This window comes from Mucilaginibacter sp. MD40, from assembly GCF_002288635.1.
In the GTDB taxonomy this organism is placed as follows: Bacteria; Bacteroidota; Bacteroidia; order Sphingobacteriales; family Sphingobacteriaceae; genus Mucilaginibacter.
Genome location: NZ_NRSW01000001.1, coordinates 4,240,994 through 4,262,386 on the forward strand (window position 1 = coordinate 4,240,994; position 21,393 = coordinate 4,262,386).

A 21,393-nucleotide genomic window follows, 5' to 3' on the forward strand; every position below is an offset into this window, starting at 1 on the left:
AAAGACCCGCTTATTTCGGTAAGCGGGTCTTTTTTATTTCTAACTGATGCGATTATTCACCGTATCTCCAAAGATTAAGTTCGTAATCAAGCAATGTTTTCTTGATACGATCCGATTCATATAGCTTATCTATGCCTTGCATGTAATCACGTATACGCTCATCCTTATCGTTTGATTGTTTTACAATGTAGCTGGTAAAAATGCGCTTTACAAAGCAATCATCAAAGCTTAATCCAGTAGCATCATTATTACGGCTCACCGCCTCTTTGGTAGCCAATATGGGGCGGGCTTTAGGGAAGTAAATCCAGAAAGCAGGCTGATACTCGAGGTCTAAACCTGCGGCTTTAGGTTTAATAAGCGGCGCTATACCAATAATACGCGGCTCAAAAATAGAGCGTTGCTTATCAAACACCCAGTCTTCCTTGATCCTGAATTTAATTACGCTATCGGGGTTAAACTCTCCGGCACGTACTTCAGAGCCTATCTTGTTACCGTCCTTATCAAATTTATCTACCACAGCGCTGTCAGCCATTCTGCTTTGAGCTTGTGCGGCCGAAAGCGGCTTGCTGAAGCTGTCGCCGTTAGGATCATCTTTGCTCGGAGTAGGGTCGTAAGCGGTCAATTCACCATCGGCAATAGCCGCCATCAGCACATCTATAAGGCGTTGTTTAGGCGAAGCCAGATATTGGTTCATTTTCTCGCGGAGGTCAATCTCTCTCCATATACGCCTTGCAAACATTACGTCGGCCTCGCGCAGGTTAGCATAAGGTGTTACGCGCGCGCTCAGGATATTATTTTTTTTGTAATAGCCATCAAGCGGACGGTCAAAAGCCTTACGAGAAGTATCGGGCTGTACTACAGCACTTGTAGTTGCACCGGCCTGCGAAACACCGCTGTTAGGGGCGGCCTTTACCGCCGCAGGTTTAGCAGCTCTTTTTGTGGTCCTTTTCCTTTGCGCAAAAGTAACGCTGCAAGCCAGGCAAAGTAAAATGATCAAATAGCTCTTTTTCATAATCTCTATTAATTAGCCGTTAACACAATAGCGTCCAAACCGCGCTGTGTACCATCAGGGCCAACAGCCACAATATCTTTAAACACTACGGTTGAACCCGGCGTTATACCGTTCATTGCCGCTTTCATTGCGCCTGAAAGTTCGCCGCCTGTTGTTGTGTTGATAATAGCGTCCTGGCGGGGCTTTATAACGATCAGCGTGAAGCGTGTTACGTTAAATTTAGCGTCAAAATCAAAGTTCTCCAATTTGGCAAATACCCTGTCTTGAGCGCGCAGGTTAGCCGCGCTGGTGTTACCACCGCTTTTGCCCGCGAACATGGCTTTAGGGTCAGGTATACGCTTCACACGGAACTCTGATGTGCCGAGCACCATACCTTTATCACCTGTTACGGTAACTTTAGCCGTACCTACAGAACTTACTGTAGCCGTATAGTGCCCGTTAGAGCCGCTAATAGAACCGCCGCTCATGCTCACCTTCATGCTTTCTTTGGAAACACCCGGTGCAGATACCGATAGCGGGTTAGGCACACCGATATACAATACATTCATTTTATCAGGCGATACTACTGCCGATGGTTTGGCTACCATATAGCTGCCACTTACAGGATAAGTTTTTGGCGGCCCATCAACCTGTTTTACAGATAAGGTACCTGTCCAGGTGCGTAAACCCTCACCACTGGTTGTCACCGTATAAGTACCTACACCATTTGAAGTTGGCACCGTGGAGCCGCCTACCGTAATACTTGGATTAGAATTGGCGTCATAAGCAGTAAGGTAAATTTCTGCTTTGTAAGGTTGCCCGGCCAAAACATAGCTGCTTGGCGCAACCGCTACAGCCCTGAATTGGTTAAGCGTTACCTGCGCTTCATCAACTTTACCTAATAGTTTTTTAACCACTTCGTTTTCGGCATTCTTGTTATCAGCCTGTATTTTGGCTAATGTAGTTAACGCCGCACCCAGCGGGATGCCCTCACCGAAGTAAGCCTCCTGCCAGGTCTTTTTGACATATCCCGGGCGAGATGGCAGATCATCAGCATTAAGCGAGAAATTAACACCCTGGGCATCCTTACCCAGTAATGCCAATAACTTTTCTTTGGTTGCCTTTATCTTTTCTTTCAGTACATCGGCCTTTTTACCGTTGATCATCACTTCTGATGATATATCCAAGCTTTCGCGTGCATTTACATCATCAATGTCCGTGTTAATGCCGCCGCCTTTCTTTATCAGCTCGGCTTTCAGTTCTTCTACGTAACTGTTCAGCTCATCTGTAATTTTAGTAGCTTCTTTAGCTTTGGCCAATAGCTGGCTCGCCTTTTCGGGCTGTTCTTTTAATTTGGTGGCCTCAAATGCGCTGTAAGTAGTTTTTAAACTGTTGGTTACATTGCTTCTTGAGGCATCTAAACTGCGCGTAATATTCTTAAATGAATCAAGCAGACTATCCGGTACGTTAAGGGCTATTAACCCTAATAATACCAGGTAGAGTATACCTATCATTCGCTGTCTTGGGGTTTCTTTACCTCCGGCCATCCTATGGTGTATTTATTGCCTGGTTATTAAAATTATTAGCTAACGCGGGGTTGGTTCATAGCGGTAAGCATGTTACCGTAAATTGCATTTAATGATGCAAGGTTTTTAGCCAAGCGGCCCACTTCGTCTTTAAATTGTTTTGAATCTTCAAGCGACTCATTGAAATTACTCATGGTTAATGACAGGTTCTGGTAAAACTTGTTCATTGATTTTAAGTGCGCGCTTGAATCCTGCAATTCCAGTTCATACACCGCATTAAGTGATGACAGGTTTTTAGCCAGGTTATTTACCTGCTCATGATAGGCTTTGGTATCAATATTAGTGCTGGCCATTTCGGCAAGATTAGCTGATGCACGATCAAAAGCGTTGCTCAGGTTATCGTAGCTGGCTGTTGCCTGTTTTACCTTGTTGGTAAAAGCAATGGTAGCATCGCCCGCGTCAGTAACACGTGAGATAGCGTTCACTTTATCGCCAAATGTTCTTAAACCCTCGCCAAGGCTACCGATAAGTTCGGGGCCTATTTTAGCGTCTTCGAGCATTTTATCCAAAGCAGCTGTGTTTGAAAAACCTGCGCTCACCGGAGCGGCTACAGGGCGTGCAGATACTTTTGGCAACTCGCCGTTGTAATCTTCATTTAATTCAGGATACGCACGTGTCCAGTCGATCTCTTTTTCCTCTCTCTGGAAACCAAGTATAAAGAATAACAGTGCCTCGGCCAATAAGCCTATTGAGATAAAGGTACCACCATATGGCCAGTGCTGTATTTTAAATAACAAGCCTATGATAACCACCGTTGCTCCCCATGACACGATATTACTAATTCCGAAGGGTTTCTTTTTACCAGCCATAAATTTGTTGAGATATTTGTTTTAGTATTTGTTTTTAGCGTTTGTCTCTGATGTCTCTGCCCATATAATCTGTTACGCAACGGAAACCGATGTATGATTTGGCAGTGTCCTGGTACTCAAAAGTACGGGTTGAGTTTTGAAGGAAGTAGCCGATATCTTTCCATGAACCGCCACGTACCACCTTGCGTTTCAGCACTTCAGGGTCGGTAGCTTTGGCTTCATAGTTAAAGGTTGGGCTAAGATCGTGCACAAAGGTTGAAGCGGATTCATCATAGGCTGATGAGGTCCACTCGGCCACGTTGCCTGCCATATTGTATAAACCAAAATCATTAGGAAAATACGAGCGTACGTTAACGGTATATGCGCCACCATCATCGGTATAGTTACCGCGGCCGGGTTTAAAGTTGGCCATCAGGCAGCCTTTGGCGTTTTTAATGTAAGGGCCGCCCCATGGGTAATCGGTACCTACACGGCCACCACGTGCAGCATATTCAAACTGCGCCTCGTTAGGTAAACCGTAAGGGTTATTGTGTGGTAACTTGCGTTTATCTTTTGCGCCATCGCTAAGGCGTGTACGCCATACGGTAAAGGCACGTGCCTGGCGCCAGGTAACCCCAACCACCGGGTAATTACGGAAAGCCGGGTGAGAAAAATAACCCTCAACCATAGGCTCATTTGCTGCGTACGAAAAATCGCTCAACCACACCAGCGTATCCGGGTATACACCCACGGTATCGCGGATAATGAAATCTGAACGGCGTTTGTTTTTATCATTACGGTAATTGGATGCCTCACGTAACGACATTACAGAGTAATTATATTTAAGCAAACGGATATCGATCTCGTTGCGGTCAAACACGCGGTCATCACCCTGGTAGTACAGTCCCTGTAGTTTTTGCTGGTTGGCCGAAGCATTTTTACCACGGGTACTGAAAACAGGATTTTTAGCTACATAATCCCAATTAATGTATTTACGGCCGTTTGGATCAGCCGCTGCACCCTTTTTAGGCTGATAGTAATACTTAGGATCGTTAAGGTAATTGGTGATGGCTATTGAATCGCGTACCCAGAATACAAACTGTTTGTATTTGGTATTCGATATCTCCGTTTCATCCATAAAAAATGGCGGAACAGTCACCTGCTTGGTTTGCGCGGTTTGCGAAAAGGTAACATCCTGGTCGGTTTGCCCCATTAAAAAGGTACCGCCTTTAATGTATACCATCCCATAAGGTACTGTAGATCTGAATGAACGTTGTTTAACACCGGTTACCTCACCGCTGTTGCCTCCTCCTCCAATTCCACAGCCGGTTAATACAGTACCGGCCAAAACTGCTATTACAAAGTAAATTTGTTTCATTGTATATACCAATCAGTAATATGCTTCAATCTTCAAGTAAACGAAACGCCCCGAATATATTAATTTTTAACGTATACAAGGCCAAATATTCAATTTTAAAGTGAGCAAAATATCCGCGTTGATCGAATGAATTCCAAGTCGTTACACTCAAAAAAAACGGTGAAATATTTAATCATTTTGATAAAATATTTCACCGTTATACGCTTGATGAAACAGAAAGTTGCAATTAACTACTGTTTATTTTATTTATTCGCTTGTTTTACGTACTGCTCAATGGCCATTGTCATGGATGGTGCGCCGGGTGTAGGTGCGGGTATGTCCAGTATAAGACCGGCTTCAAGCACGGCTTTATGAGTGGTTGCGCCAAATGCGGCTATACGGGTATTATTCTGCTTAAAGTCAGGGAAGTTCTTGTATAATGATTGTATGCTCGACGGACTAAAGAACGCGATGACATCATAAAACACTTCAGCAAGGTCGCTCAGGTCGCTACAAACTGTGCGGAACAATACCGCCGGGGTAAAATTATAACCGTTGTCCAAAAGGAACTTTTGCGTTTCCTCGGCGGCTACATCAGAGCATGGATAAAGAAACTTTTCGGATGAGTGCTTTTTTAACACTTCGGCCAGATCGGCAGCGGTTTGCTTTCCGAAAAATATTTTGCGCTTACGGTACTGGATATACTTTTGCAGGTACAGGGCAATGGTTTCTGAAAGGCAGAAATATTTCATCTCAACAGGTACTTCAAAACGCATTTCTTCGCAAATGCGAAAAAAGTGATCGGCTGAGTTGCGGCTGGTAAAGATAACAGCAGTAAAATCGGCCAGGTTGATCTTTTCTTTGCGAAAGTCTTTCGCGGGCACCCCTTCAACATGAATAAAAGAACGAAAATCGATCTTTAAGTTCAGTTTTTTTGCCAGTTCGGCGTAGGGGTTTTTATCACTTTCAGGTTTGGGTAAGGTAACCAGTATACTTTTTACCTTTTTCTTTCTGTCTTCCAATGCCATTTTATCTACCTAAATCCAATATTAAGCGCCTTTATTAGTATTAATATAGGGCAAATTTCGAGGGCACAAAGATACATAAATAAATAAAACTTATGAAACCTGAAATTTGCTACGATGCTTACACTGCTGCGCAGATATTGCCAAATAAAAATAATAATGACCAGCAATAACGTTACAACCAGCAGGAATGGAATAAATTTATCTGCTATGAGGCTAAAGCACACAGCTACAGGCAAAAACACAAATGTGATGTTAAAGTAAGTAAGCGCAAGTGTGTTGATATATTCGTTAACCAGTTTGTTGATATCAAACACGAAACCCAGGAACTTAATTACAAGAAATTTAACAGCAAATAACGCAATGATGACAAACGACAGGGTTAAAAACAGTTGAAAGCCTGCAATGGTATAATAAACCTTGTAATAACCGGTGGTAAGCAGGTAAAGGAACATGCCCGATGTTAGCCCGAACAACCCGAAAAGGCCGATAAATGTCCAGGCGTTTATGGGGCTATCTTCCTTACCGGCGGGACCGGCACTGCGGCGCTGGTAAAATGACTGGAATACATTACTTACATCTTTACTGGAAGCAATGTTTAAGCCTGCCGCGAAGAGCAGCAAAACAAAAATAACCCCTATTACCCAAATATCACGTGAGGGGCGGTTGCGCCCGTAACCTTGCTGAATGGTTGTTTTTGATGATAGGCTCAGAAAAAAATCGCCTTTGTAACGGTTCGTCCTTAATATGCTGTCAACAAACGCATTAGGGCGGTTAGGGTCGGGCTTGGCTATGTAGCGCTTAGCCAGCGAGTCGGAAACAAACTGTTCATGCAGGGCCGTTGCGCGGGCTACCGAGTCGAGAAACGGCAGTGGGCCATTATATCGCGGCCGGGGCTTTACTGCTGTAGTATCCGTTGTTGTAACGGCGCTATCCTGCGTTACCTGCGCCTGCGCCATTGCGCAAGTGCAAAAGGTAATTAATAAACATACAATCAGCCAGCGCGTTTTTGCCATCCGCCGCAAAGTTATTGTATTTGGGCGAAGTTTAAATAACAGATATTTACACGGCAATTAAATTATAACCTACTTTATCAAGTTAAATCCACCACTTATATTTGGAAGATACGTGCAGTTAAAAACTACAGCGATGACAAGACGATATTTATTAGTTCTTATTTGGTTTATACCTGCCTTTTTGTATGCTCAAAAAAGAACATTAACCGCTAATCAAATCATAGATTCTTCGATAGTTTTTTGCGGTGGCGAAGCAAATATTTCAAAGATTAGTTCAATTGAAACTACTTACAAAATCAACGAACCAAATGATTCCACTGGAGTGGTTGACATTAAAATAAAGGCCGGAGAAAAGTTTGTGCAATGCATTTTATCAAGAGTATATGTTCCACAGACCACATTTTTCAACGGAAAAAAATTTTGCAGAGTCAACGGAGATTCAGTGACTAACATAACAAACATTGATAAAATAGAGGAAGTAAAACTTAAAACCTACAGTCTGGTCCAATATGGTTACAAAAAACTTAAATATCAATTCTCGCGACTTCCTGACCATAAATTTACAAACTTTGACTGCTTTGTGATTAATGCAAAAGCGAAAAACGGATATACTACTAAAAATTTTTTTGACAAAAAAAACTACAGGCTAATAATGGTGATATATCCTAACGGTAACAGGTCAATCATGATGGATTATATTTTTAAAAACGGCGTTCTTTTCAATTCCAGAATAGGGAATTCGTCAGCTAATTCCGATAGCGTACAAACATTAGACTTAATATCAGTTAATTTGAACAAGAATATTTCTGACACGTGGTTTAACTCACCGTATACCAACAAAGTCTTTGTACCCGAATATATTAAAACTGGAAAGTTTGTTTCAACGAATGGAGAACAAACTACATTTATCAGGGATAAAATATCAATGAATTATATTGATAATAACGGAAAAGTTGATTTAAGAAGATTTTTAGCATGGTTTTCGCCAGATACATTTGCCTTAATTGATGAAAAGGCATATAAAAGCAATAACCAGTCTTCTTCGGCACAAATAATTGTTCGAGTAGTGTCTTGGGATGACCAAGGATATGTATGTCAATGGATCACTGACCAGGATACCGATACTCAAGATTATAAAGTCATTAAATAATATCAACTTCGGCCTACAACTATCTATTAACTTTGCTTTTTATTCACTCATGGCAGGTATTTACATCCATATCCCTTTTTGCAAGCAGGCCTGCCATTATTGCGACTTCCATTTCAGTACTTCCTTGAAATATAAGGATCAAATGCTGGAAGCTATACACCGCGAATTGGAACTGCAAAAAAATTATCTGCAAGGCGAAAGTATCGAAACTATTTATTTCGGTGGCGGCACACCATCTGTTCTGTCACCAATAGAAGTAAATAAAATAATTGATCATATAACTCAACTGCATACGGTAAGTAGCAACTCGGAATTCACCCTTGAGGCCAATCCCGACGACCTGGACCGTGAAAAAATTAACGGTCTAAGGCAAACGCCCGTTAACCGTTTCAGTATCGGCATACAATCATTCTTTGATGAGGACCTTGCGTGGATGAACCGGGTACACCGCGCCCAGGAGGCAGAAGCTTCCGTGAAACGCGCGCAGGACGCCGGCTTTGAAAATATCACCATTGATCTCATATACGGCTACCCCCTGCTTACCGACAGCAAATGGAAACACAACCTTGATACCGCATTTGCACTTGGCATCCCCCATATATCTGCCTATAGCATGACGGTTGAGCCACAAACAGCCCTCGCAGCGTTCATTAGCAAAAAGAAACAGCCGCCCATGAATGAGCAGCAAAGCGCCGAACAATTTGCCATGTTGCTTGATACCATGCAGTTACATGGGTTTGAGCAATACGAAATATCAAACTTTTGCAAACCGGGGCATTACAGCCGTCATAATTCTAATTATTGGAAAGGTGTAACCTATTTGGGTATTGGCCCATCGGCACACTCATTTAATGGCGATACCCGCCAGTGGAATATAGCCAACAATGCCAAATACCTGGAACATTTAAGTAATAACCACATCCCCGCCGAAACGGAGATACTTACCGAGGCCGACCGGCTTAACGAATACATCATGACCTCGCTCCGCACTATATGGGGGCTCAACCTTGGCAAACTGAATAGCATCGCCAAAGGTTCGTCATCTATTCTGATGAAAACAGTCGAAGAATACATAGCGCAAGAGAAAGTGGTTTTAAGCGGGAACACACTTACCCTAACCGCAAAGGGTAAACTTTATGCTGATGCTATAGCAGCAGCATTATTTTTTGACTGATTGCACGGCCTGTATTATCCGCCTAATTTTCTGAGAAGAGAGGCAGGATATCTTCTGCACTAAAGCCACTCATTTATAAACCGCTTGTAATCAAATACTTTATCCTCATAACAACTTTTAGTTGTTTAAGATAGCTATTGGTTGTTCAAAACAAAGCGTTGTTTAAAAACCGCTAAAGCACCACGGGCGTATTTCTTATAAATAAAAACTTGCAGAAATTTAAAATGAAAAAATTAATCATCGCGGCCTTAGCTATAGTAGCTACAGCTATTGCCCCAAGTACTTTCGCTCAAACTAAAATGGTTGGCGGTGCGCCAATGTATCCAACAAAAGACATTGTTGATAACGCTGTTAACTCTAAAGACCACACTATCCTAGTAGCTGCTGTTAAAGCTGCCGGCTTGGTAGAAACTTTAAAATCAGCTGGTCCGTTCACTGTATTTGCGCCTACCAACGAGGCTTTTAACAAACTACCTAAAGGTACTGTAGAAACTTTGTTAAAACCAGAGAACAAAGCTACGCTGACCAAAATTTTAACTTACCACGTAGTTGCAGGTAAATTAAACGCTAAAGACATAGCTGCCGAAATTAAAGCTGGCCATGGTGTTGCCGAACTTAAAACCGTTAGCGGTGGTACGTTAAAAGCCATGATGAAAGGTAAAAAATTATACCTGGTTGATGAAAAAGGTGGCAAAAGCTGGGTAACTATTGCTGATGTTAACCAAAGCAATGGTGTTATCCACGTAGTAAACACGGTGTTAATGCCTAACTAATTTGATTGGCAGAAATTAATTTGCAGATACTTTAATGAGCTTAAGCCGTTACTGAAGACTGCTAATTCAAAGATGAGCCCGGATGGTTTGACCATCCGGGCTTTTTTGTCAGCCGAATTTAAAATTGAGTTAAGCTGATGTTTGCTCTTTATTAAATAATTAATTTTGCGTGAATTATTATAGTAAGAAATGAGTTTGTCCCTTACCCCTATAGACAGAGTTGACAATATCTCTAAAGAAGATTTTGTTAACAACTACCTAAAGCCCCGTAAGCCCCTGGTAATTAGCAAAGCTACCGAAACGTGGCCTGCTCTGCAAAAATGGACCTTTGATTACCTGAAGGAAGTTGTTGGCGATAAGGTAGTACCGCTGTATGACAGCTCTAAAGCCGACCCGTCAAAACCTATTAATGCATCGGCCGCGCAAATGAAGTTTGGCGACTATATTGACCTGATACAAAAAAGCCCCACCGACCTGCGCATCTTTTTATTCGACCCTATTAAACATGCGCCGGGCTTGCTGGAAGACTACCGTTCACCATCTGACCTGATGGGCGGTTTCCTGGATAAATACCCTAATATGTTTTTTGGTGGCCAGGGTTCGGTGACTTTTCTGCATTACGATATAGATCTGGCGCATATCTTCCATACGCACTTCAACGGACGTAAACATATTATCCTGTTCGACTATAAATGGCGCGAAAGACTGTATTGCATACCTTTTGCCACCTACGCACTGGAAGATTACGATATTGCCAATCCCGATTTTGAGAAATTCCCCGCACTTAATGGCATTGAAGGGCAGGAAACCATTTTGGAGCATGGGGAAACACTATTTATGCCTACCGGCTTTTGGCACTGGATGAAGTACCTGGATGGTTCTTTTTCCATATCGCTGCGTGCCTGGGATAAATCATGGGCCATTAAGGCGAAAAGCCTGTATAACCTTACTATACAACGTAAGTTTGATGATATCATGAAAAAGAATTTTAAGAGCCGCTACATGGACTGGAAAGAGGAACTGGCCATTAAACGCGCTAACAAGGCTCTTGCCGAAGGTAAACCGTATTGATTTAGATTTAAGATTTTAGATTTACTTAGCCCCTGATGCTTTGCATTGGGGGCTTTTGTTTTACCTTCTTTTCGTATGGTTAGGCACAAGGCTAACAAACTTAACACGCTTTTAACTGCAACCCAACATTTAAAACCGTTATTTGGCCCATTGGGATGAGGTGTCTCGCTTCATCATTGTATTTCAATGCCAGCATTATGAGCTTTAAGCTATCCCCAATTGATACTGTTGATACCATTAGCGCACAGGATTTTCAAAACAACTACCTTAAACCCCGCCGCCCGCTCATCATCAAGGGGCTCACAAATAACTGGCCCGCCCGTGAAAAGTGGACACCGGAATATTTAAAAAGTGTAGTGGGCAATAAAATTGTCCCCCTATATGATAATTCCAAGGCCGATCCGGCGAAGCCTATTAACTCTGCAGCTACAGAGATGGCATTTGATGAGTATATCGATCTGATCCGCTCACAACCTACCGAACTGCGCATTTTTTTCTTCAACATATTTAAGCATGCACCCCAGCTGTTAAATGATATTATTTTGCCTAAAGACCTGATGGGTGGTTTCATAGAAAGCATGCCGGCCATGTTTTTCGGCGGTTCGAATTCCGAAACGTTTTTGCATTACGATATCGATCTGCCGCATATTTTCCATACTCATTTTGGCGGCCGCAAGCATGTCATACTGTTTGAATATAAGTGGAAAGAGCGCTTGTATTGCCTGCCTAACGCCACTTATGCACTGGAAGATTATGATGTTCTTAATCCGGATGTAGAAAAATACCCATCGCTAAACGGCATCCCCGGCACAGAAGCCTATTTGGAGCACGGGGACACCCTGTTTATGCCCACCGGCTACTGGCATTGGATGAAATACCTGGACGGCTCCTACTCGCTTAGTTTGCGCGCATGGGATAAGTCGTGGGCCATTAAAGCCAAAAGCCTGTACAACCTTACCATACAGCGCAAATTTGATGATGTGATGAAAAGGAGCTTTAAAAGCCGCTACATGGATTGGAAAGAAAGCGTAGCCATTAAACGCGCTAACCAGGCATTGGCAGAAGGAAAACCGTATTGATTTTAGATTTTTTGATTTTAGATTTTAGATTTACTTAGCCCCTCTTTTAGTAAAGCGAAGAGAGAGGGGTTAAAAAGCGTAGCGACGGACGTCTGAGCCTATCTCCCATTCCTGCAAACCGCCCTTCCAAAATGGAAAGCTTTTCATATACACCTTTCCTAATTCAAAACAAAAAGCAGTCCCTACACTGTTTAAAACCGCTTTTTACAAAAATTATGCGATAAGGCATCCTTTTAGTGGCATAGCTAACAACGGGTATAACCGTTTGTAAACAATACTAAAATGGAAGATGAACGAATAATTGTGAGACTTGCCCAATCGGCTGATTGTATTTACGCGCAACAAATTTCTGAAGAAACCGAACGCTCTGCCATCGCGCGGGGTTCCGGTATCTCTAAAAGATCAATAGCATCCATACTTGATAAAATGAACAACGGCCGTGCCGTGGTGGCCGTTTCTGCCGACGGCAAATGGGCGGGTTTCTCTTACTTCGATGTTTGGGATAACGGCAAATTTGTATCAAACAGCGGCCTCATTGTGTCGCCCGAGTTCAGACAGCATGGCGTGGCACATCAGATAAAAGAAATGGTGTTTAACCTTTGTCGCGAGGCTTATCCCGAGGCTCAGGTATTCTCCATTACATCCGGTTTGGCTATCATGAAAATGAATACCCACCTGGGTTTCGAGCCTGTAACCTACGCCGAAATAGCACAAGAAGAAGCTTTTTGGCAGGGCTGCAAAAGCTGTGTTAACTACAACATCCTAACGAGCAAACAAGGCCGCAACTGTTTGTGTACCGCTATGCTTTACAACCCATCAAAAAACTAAACGCTAACCAATCATGATCTCAGCATTAACAGACTATACCGGCAAAAGCGCTCACGGCGATTTAAGCCATCAGGCCATTTTGCTGCTTAAAAAACTCATCAGCATACCATCACCAAGCGGCGACGAATTTGAAACCGCGGATATTATACAAGCTTATTTAGAAAACTATGATATTACTACTCACCGCCTGCACAATAATGTTTGGGCTTTTAACCGCTACTTTGATAAAAGTAAACCAACTATACTCCTTAACTCGCACCATGATACCGTTAAGCCAAACGGCGCATACACTAAAAACCCATATTTCGCGCAGGTAACAGATGGCAAGTTATATGGCCTCGGCAGTAATGATGCCGGAGGCTGCCTGGTTTCGCTAATGGCTACCTTTGTACATTTTTACAACGAGAAAGACCTTTGCTATAACCTTTGCCTTGTCGCCAGCGCCGAAGAAGAAAACTCCGGCAAGCATGGCCTAAGCGAGGTACTGCCACATTTAGGCGACCTTAGTTTTGCCATTGTTGGCGAGCCTACCCAAATGCAAATGGCCACTGCAGAAATGGGTAATATGGTGCTCGATTGTACGTGTTACGGCGTTGCGGGGCATGCCGCACGAAACGAAGGGACCAATGCACTCTACAAGGCTTTAACCGATATACAATGGTTTGCCAGCTATCACTTCCCTAAGCAATCGGCATTTATGGGGCCGGTTAAAATGACGGTAACGCAGATCAATGCCGGCATGCAGCATAACATCATCCCGCATGAGTGCCATTTTACCGTTGATGTTCGTTTGAGCGACTGCTACCAACCCAACGAAGTTTTAGCCATCATTAAACAAAACACCACCTGTAGCGTGTGCGCCCGCGAGGGTATTTTAACCGCATCCTGTATAGATAGCATCCATCCCATAGTACGTACCGGGGCAGCAATGGGGTTACGTAGCTATGTATCGCCCACCAGCAGCGACCAGGGTTGGCTGTCCATCCCTTCACTCAAGATAGGGCCTGGCGATTCGGCCCGCTCACACATGGCCGATGAATATATTTACCTGGATGAGATACATCAGGGTATCGACACTTATATCAACCTACTTAACGGGATGATCTATTGTTTGGTGAATAACCCTGCTTAATGTTTTGCGTAATTGTGAGTACGAGGCAATCTCCGAACTATAAAGGTTCGTTCTGTAGAGCAAAGAGATTGCTTCGGCCTTTGCAATGACGTATTATTTGAAAACTTATATGGAGTAGAAGATTCTATCGAATCCTACAATATTGTCGATCTTGATTTAGCCTACTCAACTCGAATGGTCGCAAACGATTAACCATTTGCCATTTATCTTTTTAAACCAGAGCGTAAAATAACCACTAGGGTTATCCTTTTCGCGAGCAAGGTGCCAGGCACCCATTACAAAAGCGTCGGTTTTGCCGAGCAATTGTATCTTATCCAGCCTGAAGGTGAGCTTCCCCATAGCGGCCTTACCCGGGTAACCTTTCTTATAATTATCCAACGCCTGCTGCCACCCATATACCGGGCCGCGCTTGCCAATAAAAACCAGCGAGTCCGATTTCCAGTAACTTTGCATAAAAGCATTGAGGTCGCCGTTGCTCCAGTCTATCTGCTGTTGGTGCATCACTTTGGCAATAGCTTGTTTGTCTTGCGCAATGCAGTAAAAAGATAAAAAAAGCAGTAATGATAAGAGGGTAAGTTTCTTCATAGCCTAAATATAAGTTTTACCATGAACTTTATTGGAATGATAACAAATAATGATTAAGGCTTACAGGCTTTAAACAATTGTTAAGTATTTATTAAGTCAATTATCATAAATTTAACACTGCATACGGTAAATCCTTTATAGCTTTACGCAAAATTTCAAAATCACGATATGAGAAATAAGGTATTATGCTTTGGTGAGGTTTTATGGGATGCTTTCGGCGAAGAAAAAAAGGCCGGTGGCGCACCTATGAATGTGGCCAGGCATTTGGCACAACAACATGTAAGTGTGGTATTTGCCAGCCGTGTGGGAAAAGATGAATCGGGTAAAGGGCTTATCAATTTTTTAAAAGAGAACAAGCTTTACACGGCTAACCTTATCCAAAAAGATAACACCTTACCCACCTGCGAGGTAACCGTTGAACTGGATGAAAAAAACCAGGCCACTTACATTATACCTGAACCGGTATCATGGGACAATATACAATCGGATAAAAACCTGCTGGAAGAAGCTAAGACAGCTACCATAGTAGTATTCGGAAGCCTGGCCAGCCGTGGCAAAACCACCCGCGATACGCTATTGAACATGCTGGAAGAAACACCTGCATTAAAGGTTTTTGATGTAAACCTACGTGCGCCTCACTACACCGTAGCTGATATTGAAACCCTCGCTGCACGTGCTAATATTATTAAAATGAACGAAGAGGAAGCGGAATTGCTGATACATGGCAGCAATGGCTTACTCAGAGAAAAAATGGTAGAATTCCAGAAAAAATACCATACACAAACCATTTGTGTTACCCGCGGCGAAAACGGCGCCATTGTATGGCATAACCACGAGTTTTTTGAGCACCCGGGCTTTTCTGTAGAGGTGGCTGATACCGTTGGTGCCGGCGATGCCTTCCTAGCTACTTTTATAGCCGGTATTATTGAAAAGCAGCCTATGCAAAAAATATTGGTTGATGCCTGCGCTATAGGTTCATTTGTGGCAAGTAAACGTGGCGCTAATCCTGTTTATGTGAGAGATGAAATTACCGGCATAAAAGAAAGCGTACAGGTATAATTGTCATTACAGCCTAACAATTGCGCTTTATTGGTGTAGTTATTAAACTTTTAAGCCGGATAATCCGTTACTTTATATCAGAAAGGGTATACTATGCGTGGTTTCGGATTTTCGAAGTTTACACCAAATCAGATCCCAAAAGGCGGGTTTGAAGAATTGCTAAAACTATTTCTCGAATTATTAAATTATACGGCCGGCGATGCCGGAGAAGCCTTGGCATGGCTCAACGAACTGGATAAGCAATATAATATCACCAATGACAATTATGGCATGGGCGATTTTATTGATGAATTGAAGCAGAAAGGCTATCTGGACGAAAACAAGCAGGATGGTAGTTTCAATATTACGGCGAAGGCTGAGCAAAGCATCAGGCAATCAGCACTGGAAGAGATCTTCGGTAAGTTAAAGAAATCTGGTAAGGGTAACCACCGCTCGCCGCAAAGCGGGCAGGGCGATGAGCGCAATGCCGAACGCCGTGAGTTTGAGTTCGGCGACAGCCTGGACCAGATAGACATGACACAGTCTATCCATAACGCGCAGATCAACCATGGCATCGGTGGCGATTTTATGATGACCGAGCGCGACCTCGAGGTAGAGGAAATGGACTATAAAACCCTTACCTCAACTGTACTCATGATCGACATTTCGCACTCCATGATCTTATACGGTGAGGACAGGATAACACCCGCTAAAAAAGTAGCGATGGCCCTGGCCGAGCTTATTCGTACCAAATACCCTAAGGATACTTTAGATATTGTGGTTTTTGGTAATGATGCGTGGCCTATATCCTTACAGGATTTGCCTTACTTACAGGTTGGCCCCTACCATACCAATACCTACGCGGGCTTAGAGCTGGCTACTGACATGCTGCGCCGCCGCAAAACGCATAACAAGCAAATTTTCATGATAACCGATGGTAAACCTACCTGCTTAAAGGAAGGCACCAAGTACTATAAGAACAGCATAGGGCTGGATAGAAAAGTGGTGAATAAAACGCTGAACATGGCGGCACAATGTAAGCGCTTAAAGATCCCTATCACCACGTTTATGATAGCCAAAGACCCTTACCTGCAACAGTTTGTACGCAAGTTTACCGAAACAAATGGAGGCCGGGCTTTCTACAGTTCCCTTAATGGTTTGGGCGAATACATTTTTGAGGATTACATAAAAAACAGAAGAAGAACGGTACGTTGATGAGCTGATGTGCTAATTTCAGATATGCATATAATGTACTCACAGATACCCATGAATAATTGAACAAATGAACCATACAGAAATAAAAACCCTTGGTCAGCTCAAAGAATCAGGCTATGTAAGCCGCTCGGTAAAGGATGAATTGAGGGCCAACCTCATCAAACAATTACAAAAAAAAGAGGGCGGCTTTGAAGGAATAGTTGGTTTTGAAGATACCGTTATTCCCGATCTGCAAACGGCCATCTTATCGCGACATAATATATTATTACTGGGCTTGCGCGGCCAGGCAAAAACACGTATTGCCCGCCTGCTGGTAAACCTGTTGGACGAGTATATACCTTACATAGAAGGATCAGAACTGTTTGACGATCCCCTGGCGCCCATCTCCTGGTATGGCCACGAAACGGTGGAAAAACACCGCGATGCCACACCTATTGCCTGGTTGCACCGCAGCGAGCGCTATACCGAAAAACTGGCTACGCCTGATGTTACCGTTGCTGACCTCATAGGTGACGTTGACCCTATAAAAGCAGCCACCCTGAAATTAACCTACAATGACGAGCGCGTTATCCACTTCGGATTGATCCCGCGTGCGCACCGTGGCATTTTTGTGATCAACGAATTGCCCGATCTACAGGCGCGCATACAAGTATCGTTATTTAACATACTACAGGAGCGCGACATACAAATACGTGGTTTTAAACTACGTTTACCGCTTGACCTGCAATTTGTATTTACGGCTAATCCGGAAGACTATACCAACCGTGGTTCTATAGTTACCCCGCTTAAAGACCGTATAGAAAGTCAGATATTAACGCACTACCCTCGTTCTGTAGAGATCTCGCGTAAGATAACCCAGCAGGAGGCTTTGCTCACACCTGAGCAACGTACTACTATTGAGGCAGATGGCTTAGTGAAAGACCTGGTTGAACAAATAGCCTTTGAAGCACGTGCATCAGAGTACATCGATAAAAAGTCGGGCGTATCTGCGCGTTTAACCATCGCGTCATATGAAAATTTGATCAGCAACGCCGAGCGCCGCATGATCATCAATGGTGAAAAATCAACCTTTGTACGCATCTCCGATTTCCTGGGTGTAATACCAGCTATTACCGGTAAAATTGAGCTGGTGTATGAGGGCGAACTGGAAGGCCCGGGCAAAGTAGCCAACATCCTTATTGGCAAAGCTATTAAAAGTCTGATGCTGCAATTTTTCCCTGATCCGGAGAAAGCTAAAAAGTCTAAGGCGCCAAATCCTTATGCCGAGATCGTCAACTGGTTTGGCGATGGTAACACCATTTCGCTGATAGATGACCTGCCACTTGAGCAATATAAAAAATTGCTTAACAGTGTGCCGGGCCTTAAAAATTTGGTAAAAACTTTCCATCCGCGCCTAAGCGAAAACCAACACTTGTTATTAATGGAATTTGTGCTGCATGGCCTGGCAGAGTTTTCGCAATTAAATAAAGGTTTCCTGGATAACGGCTTCGCCTTTTCAGACATGTTCAACAGTCTGTTTAACCTGGAGCCGGACGATGATGACGAAGATTTTGATATTGACGACAGATATTAACCCCAACCAAACCCTCCCCTAAAAGGGAGGGTTTTTTGTTTGTAATATGAGCCTGTCGAAGACCTTTACACGACGGGTGAGTGGTTCGATAAGTTCATCATGACAGCGAAGTGAGGAAATTTAGAGAAGCTACAGCCATTTAATTAATACCTTTGTCATTTCTATGCTGCAGGCCTTTTATATCATTACCCTACCACTGGTACTTTTAGCCATTGACTATTATATATTGCAAGGGCTGCATGCGGCTTTCCGCAAACGGCCCTTTACGCGTAAAAGGTGGTTTGCCATTATCTATTGGTTTTATTCGATTTTCCTGATCACCATTATGATGCTCAGCATCTATGGCAACCTTTCCGTTGGCGCACGGGGAGCCTTTTTGTTCCTGTTTTTTATTACCCTGCTCTTTAAGATATTTTATGCGCTATTTATTATAACTGACGACATACGCAGGGCAATAAAACGTATTATCAAAAGGCGAAAAAAACGTCCTGAGCCAACTCAATCAACATCTGATGATTGGTATTTCGAAGAAATCCCACGCTCAGATTTTTTGATGAAGGCAGGCATATTAGCAGGCGCCGTACCCTTGTATTTGCTAAAACATAATATGTCTAAAGGCATTTACGATTATCAGGTTAAAAATGTAAAACTTTATCTGCCTAATCTGCCTAAAGCGTTTGATGGATTACGTGTTGGCCAAATTTCTGATATACACTCCGGCAGCTTTCATAGCGTACATAACATGCGCGGCGGTGTTGACCTGCTGATGCAGCAAAAAGCGGACATGATTTTTTTTACCGGCGACCTGGTTAATAGCCGTACCGAAGAGGTAAACCGGGTAGTTGATGTGTTTAAGAAAGTACGTGCGCCATTGGGTGTATACTCCATATTAGGCAACCATGATTACGGCGACTATGGCAACTGGCCAACCCCTGCTGCCAAGGAAAAAAACATGCAGAATATGTATCAGGCGCATAAAAACCTTGGCTGGGACCTGTTGATAGATGAACACCGCCGTATTAAAATTGATGGGCAGGAACTGGGCGTACTGGGTATTGGCAACTGGGGCGAGTTAAGCCGTTTCCCCAAGTATGGCAAAATGGAAAAAGCTGTTGCAGGTACCGATGATTTGCCCGTTAAGCTGCTCCTATCACATGATCCTTCTCACTGGCGCGCGGAAGTAATACCTAAATATCCGCAGATAGATGTGATGTTCTCGGGCCATACGCATGGCATGCAGTTTGGCGTACGCACAAATGATTTTCAATGGAGCCCTATTGAATATGTTTACCAGGAATGGGCAGGGCTTTACCGCGAAAAGCACCAGCAAATTTACGTAAATGTAGGCTACGGCTTTTTAGGTTACCCCGGCCGAATTGGAATATTGCCGGAGATTACGATATTTGAGCTCAAAGCTGCGACCGATCCGAATTACAAAGCCTGAAAAGCGGCTGCTAAAAAATGAAGAAAACACTTTTAAGCGCTTTTGATTTTTTGCTTTTTAGCAACCTGTTTATGGCGATTTGCGCGGTAGCGCAGGCGTTGGTTACTTTTCATTTAATTGATACCAAACCCATCCATACGGTTACCGGCCTGTTGTTTGCCTCAACACTGGGTATATACAATTTCAGTATTTTGCTTAGTAAGCCTAAGCACCCCGAAAAGTCGCCATACCGCCGGGTAAGATGGTTCTTTGCACACTACCGGCTCATGGTTACCTTTACCATGATATCGCTGCTCTCTCTGATACCGCTTTTCTTTTTGCTCTCCATGGAATCGCGCATATTGCTGGTATTCCTTTCGGTATTATCATTTTGTTACAGCCTGCCACTGTTTACCGTTGGTGAACAAAAGTTCGGATTAAGAAATATTCCGGGGTTGAAGCCTTTTCTCATAACCCTGGTATGGACATTAAGCTGTGTTTTACTTCCCATATTGGAGGCCCAGGATATGCACCTGGCAGATATATCCACCCGTGATATTACCATTTTAATTGCTAAACGTTTCCTGCTCATTGGCGCGCTAACCGTACCCTTTGATATTCGCGACCTTTTCCAGGACAGGCAATATGGCTTAAAAACCATCGCCGTTTCATGGGGCGAAAAAAATGCTTACCTGTTTTGCCAGCTATTACTTGCAGGCTATATTGTGCTGCTGTTCATGTTCAGGAACAACGGTTTTAATGTAGATTTCTTTGCCTTGGCGTTAACCGCTGTACTGATGGGCTGGCTCATCTTCAGGTCTAAATGGGAAAAGAACGAATATTACTACTTCTTTTACCTTGATGGCGTGCTGGTGTTGCAATATGTAATGCTTATCGCGTTTACCCTGATATTTGGTAACCACTAATGGCAAAAGGTAATTATGATAACGCCGCGCCATTTTATGACCGGCTCTCCCGCCTGGTATTCGGTAAGGCGCTTGTTAACTCGCAGGTCTATTTACTAAGACATATCCCGCCTAATGCCACAGTATTAATAGTTGGCGGCGGTACCGGCTATATTCTTGAAGAAATTACTAAACAGCACCCTGATGGTTTAAAGATTACCTATGTAGAAATATCGGCTAAAATGATGGCTTTATCCCAAAGACGTAATTTCGGCCACAACGAGGTTAACTTTATCAACAAGCCTATACAGGAAGCCCGGCTTTCTCAAGCATTTGATGTGGTGATCACCCCCTTTTTGCTGGATAATTTTACCGATAAGAACCTGCCGGCAATATTTACGCTCATACACCAGGCACTTAAAATTGGCGGGGTGTGGCTCTATACCGATTTCAGGCTTACAGGAAAACTTTGGCAAAACCTGATGCTGAAAAGTATGCTCTTGTTCTTTAAAATTTTGTGCGGGGTAGAATCATGGCGATTGCCTAACGTGGCGGGGCTTTTTGCACGGCATAAGTACTCCATTATAGATGATAAAGGCTTTTATGGCAATTTCATTATCAGCAGAGCTTATCAAAAATAAACGGGGAGAACATAGTTAATACTATACCTCTCCCCGGTAAAAG

Annotated in this window: 20 protein-coding genes; 13 read left to right on the top strand and 7 right to left on the bottom strand. The window is 43.2% G+C overall.

Features of this window, described 5'->3' with window-relative positions:
• Window positions 1-52 precede the first annotated feature (52 nt).
• From gldN to CKK33_RS19210, 6 genes are all read right to left on the bottom strand, one after another.
• Window positions 53-1,012 carry a gliding motility protein GldN gene (gene gldN / locus CKK33_RS19185; RefSeq protein ID WP_095705664.1) on the bottom strand — a complete coding sequence of 320 codons (960 nt, stop codon included), beginning with the start codon at window positions 1,010-1,012 and terminating at the stop codon, window positions 53-55.
• Window positions 1,013-1,020: 8 nt separating this feature from the next.
• Window positions 1,021-2,538, bottom strand: coding sequence for a gliding motility protein GldM (gene gldM / locus CKK33_RS19190; protein WP_095705665.1), 1,518 nt, complete (start codon window positions 2,536-2,538; stop codon window positions 1,021-1,023).
• A gap of 35 nt (window positions 2,539-2,573) precedes the next feature.
• Window positions 2,574-3,386, bottom strand: coding sequence for a gliding motility protein GldL (gene gldL / locus CKK33_RS19195; RefSeq protein ID WP_095705666.1), 813 nt, complete (start codon window positions 3,384-3,386; stop codon window positions 2,574-2,576).
• A 34-nt stretch (window positions 3,387-3,420) separates the two neighbouring features.
• Window positions 3,421-4,743, bottom strand: a complete 1,323-nt coding sequence (locus CKK33_RS19200; protein ID WP_095705667.1) for an SUMF1/EgtB/PvdO family nonheme iron enzyme — start codon at window positions 4,741-4,743, stop codon at window positions 3,421-3,423.
• Window positions 4,744-4,985: 242 nt separating this feature from the next.
• A complete protein-coding gene (locus tag CKK33_RS19205) occupies window positions 4,986-5,750 on the bottom strand; it encodes a uroporphyrinogen-III synthase (protein ID WP_095705668.1) in 765 nt (254 codons plus the stop codon).
• 5 nt (window positions 5,751-5,755) lie between these two features.
• On the bottom strand, window positions 5,756-6,706 hold the full coding sequence (locus CKK33_RS19210) for a DUF4271 domain-containing protein (RefSeq protein WP_158223489.1): 951 nt from the start codon (window positions 6,704-6,706) through the stop codon (window positions 5,756-5,758).
• A 190-nt stretch (window positions 6,707-6,896) separates the two neighbouring features.
• Here CKK33_RS19210 and CKK33_RS19215 point away from each other — a divergent pair, with 190 nt between their 5' ends.
• From CKK33_RS19215 to CKK33_RS19245, 7 genes are all read left to right on the top strand, one after another.
• Window positions 6,897-7,913, top strand: coding sequence for a hypothetical protein (locus CKK33_RS19215; RefSeq protein ID WP_095705670.1), 1,017 nt, complete (start codon window positions 6,897-6,899; stop codon window positions 7,911-7,913).
• 49 nt (window positions 7,914-7,962) lie between these two features.
• Window positions 7,963-9,087: a radical SAM family heme chaperone HemW gene (gene hemW, locus CKK33_RS19220; RefSeq protein WP_095705671.1), complete on the top strand. Its 1,125-nt coding sequence runs from the start codon at window positions 7,963-7,965 to the stop codon at window positions 9,085-9,087.
• Between the two features lie 224 nt (window positions 9,088-9,311).
• Window positions 9,312-9,860 (top strand): fasciclin domain-containing protein, encoded by a 549-nt coding sequence (locus CKK33_RS19225; protein WP_095705672.1) that lies wholly within the window; start codon window positions 9,312-9,314, stop codon window positions 9,858-9,860.
• Window positions 9,861-10,049: 189 nt separating this feature from the next.
• Window positions 10,050-10,931, top strand: a complete 882-nt coding sequence (locus tag CKK33_RS19230) for a cupin-like domain-containing protein (RefSeq protein WP_095705673.1) — start codon at window positions 10,050-10,052, stop codon at window positions 10,929-10,931.
• 197 nt (window positions 10,932-11,128) lie between these two features.
• Window positions 11,129-12,010: a cupin-like domain-containing protein gene (locus CKK33_RS19235; RefSeq protein ID WP_095705918.1), complete on the top strand. Its 882-nt coding sequence runs from the start codon at window positions 11,129-11,131 to the stop codon at window positions 12,008-12,010.
• Between the two features lie 282 nt (window positions 12,011-12,292).
• Window positions 12,293-12,838 (top strand): GNAT family N-acetyltransferase, encoded by a 546-nt coding sequence (locus tag CKK33_RS19240; RefSeq protein WP_095705674.1) that lies wholly within the window; start codon window positions 12,293-12,295, stop codon window positions 12,836-12,838.
• A gap of 13 nt (window positions 12,839-12,851) precedes the next feature.
• A complete protein-coding gene (locus tag CKK33_RS19245; protein WP_095705675.1) occupies window positions 12,852-13,970 on the top strand; it encodes a M20 family metallo-hydrolase in 1,119 nt (372 codons plus the stop codon).
• A 165-nt stretch (window positions 13,971-14,135) separates the two neighbouring features.
• Here the strand turns inward: CKK33_RS19245 and CKK33_RS19250 are convergent, their stop codons facing one another.
• Complete coding sequence (locus tag CKK33_RS19250; RefSeq protein ID WP_095705676.1) at window positions 14,136-14,555, bottom strand: DUF4440 domain-containing protein; 420 nt, start codon at window positions 14,553-14,555, stop codon at window positions 14,136-14,138.
• A gap of 168 nt (window positions 14,556-14,723) precedes the next feature.
• Between CKK33_RS19250 and CKK33_RS19255 the strand changes: the two genes are divergently transcribed.
• The 6 genes from CKK33_RS19255 to CKK33_RS19280 all read left to right on the top strand — a co-directional run bounded on the left by CKK33_RS19255 (window position 14,724) and on the right by CKK33_RS19280 (window position 21,350).
• On the top strand, window positions 14,724-15,614 hold the full coding sequence (locus CKK33_RS19255) for a carbohydrate kinase (protein ID WP_095705677.1): 891 nt from the start codon (window positions 14,724-14,726) through the stop codon (window positions 15,612-15,614).
• Window positions 15,615-15,707: 93 nt separating this feature from the next.
• Window positions 15,708-16,808: a VWA domain-containing protein gene (locus CKK33_RS19260; RefSeq protein ID WP_095705678.1), complete on the top strand. Its 1,101-nt coding sequence runs from the start codon at window positions 15,708-15,710 to the stop codon at window positions 16,806-16,808.
• A gap of 67 nt (window positions 16,809-16,875) precedes the next feature.
• Window positions 16,876-18,381, top strand: coding sequence for a sigma 54-interacting transcriptional regulator (locus CKK33_RS19265; protein ID WP_095705679.1), 1,506 nt, complete (start codon window positions 16,876-16,878; stop codon window positions 18,379-18,381).
• Window positions 18,382-18,544: 163 nt separating this feature from the next.
• Entirely contained in the window at window positions 18,545-19,825 is a 1,281-nt protein-coding gene (locus tag CKK33_RS19270; protein WP_095705680.1) for a metallophosphoesterase, read from the top strand.
• Window positions 19,826-19,842: 17 nt separating this feature from the next.
• A complete protein-coding gene (locus CKK33_RS19275; RefSeq protein WP_233138268.1) occupies window positions 19,843-20,730 on the top strand; it encodes a hypothetical protein in 888 nt (295 codons plus the stop codon).
• Complete coding sequence (locus CKK33_RS19280) at window positions 20,730-21,350, top strand: bifunctional 2-polyprenyl-6-hydroxyphenol methylase/3-demethylubiquinol 3-O-methyltransferase UbiG (protein ID WP_095705681.1); 621 nt, start codon at window positions 20,730-20,732, stop codon at window positions 21,348-21,350. The genes CKK33_RS19275 and CKK33_RS19280 overlap by 1 nt, the downstream gene beginning before the upstream one ends.
• Window positions 21,351-21,393: the final 43 nt, after the last annotated feature.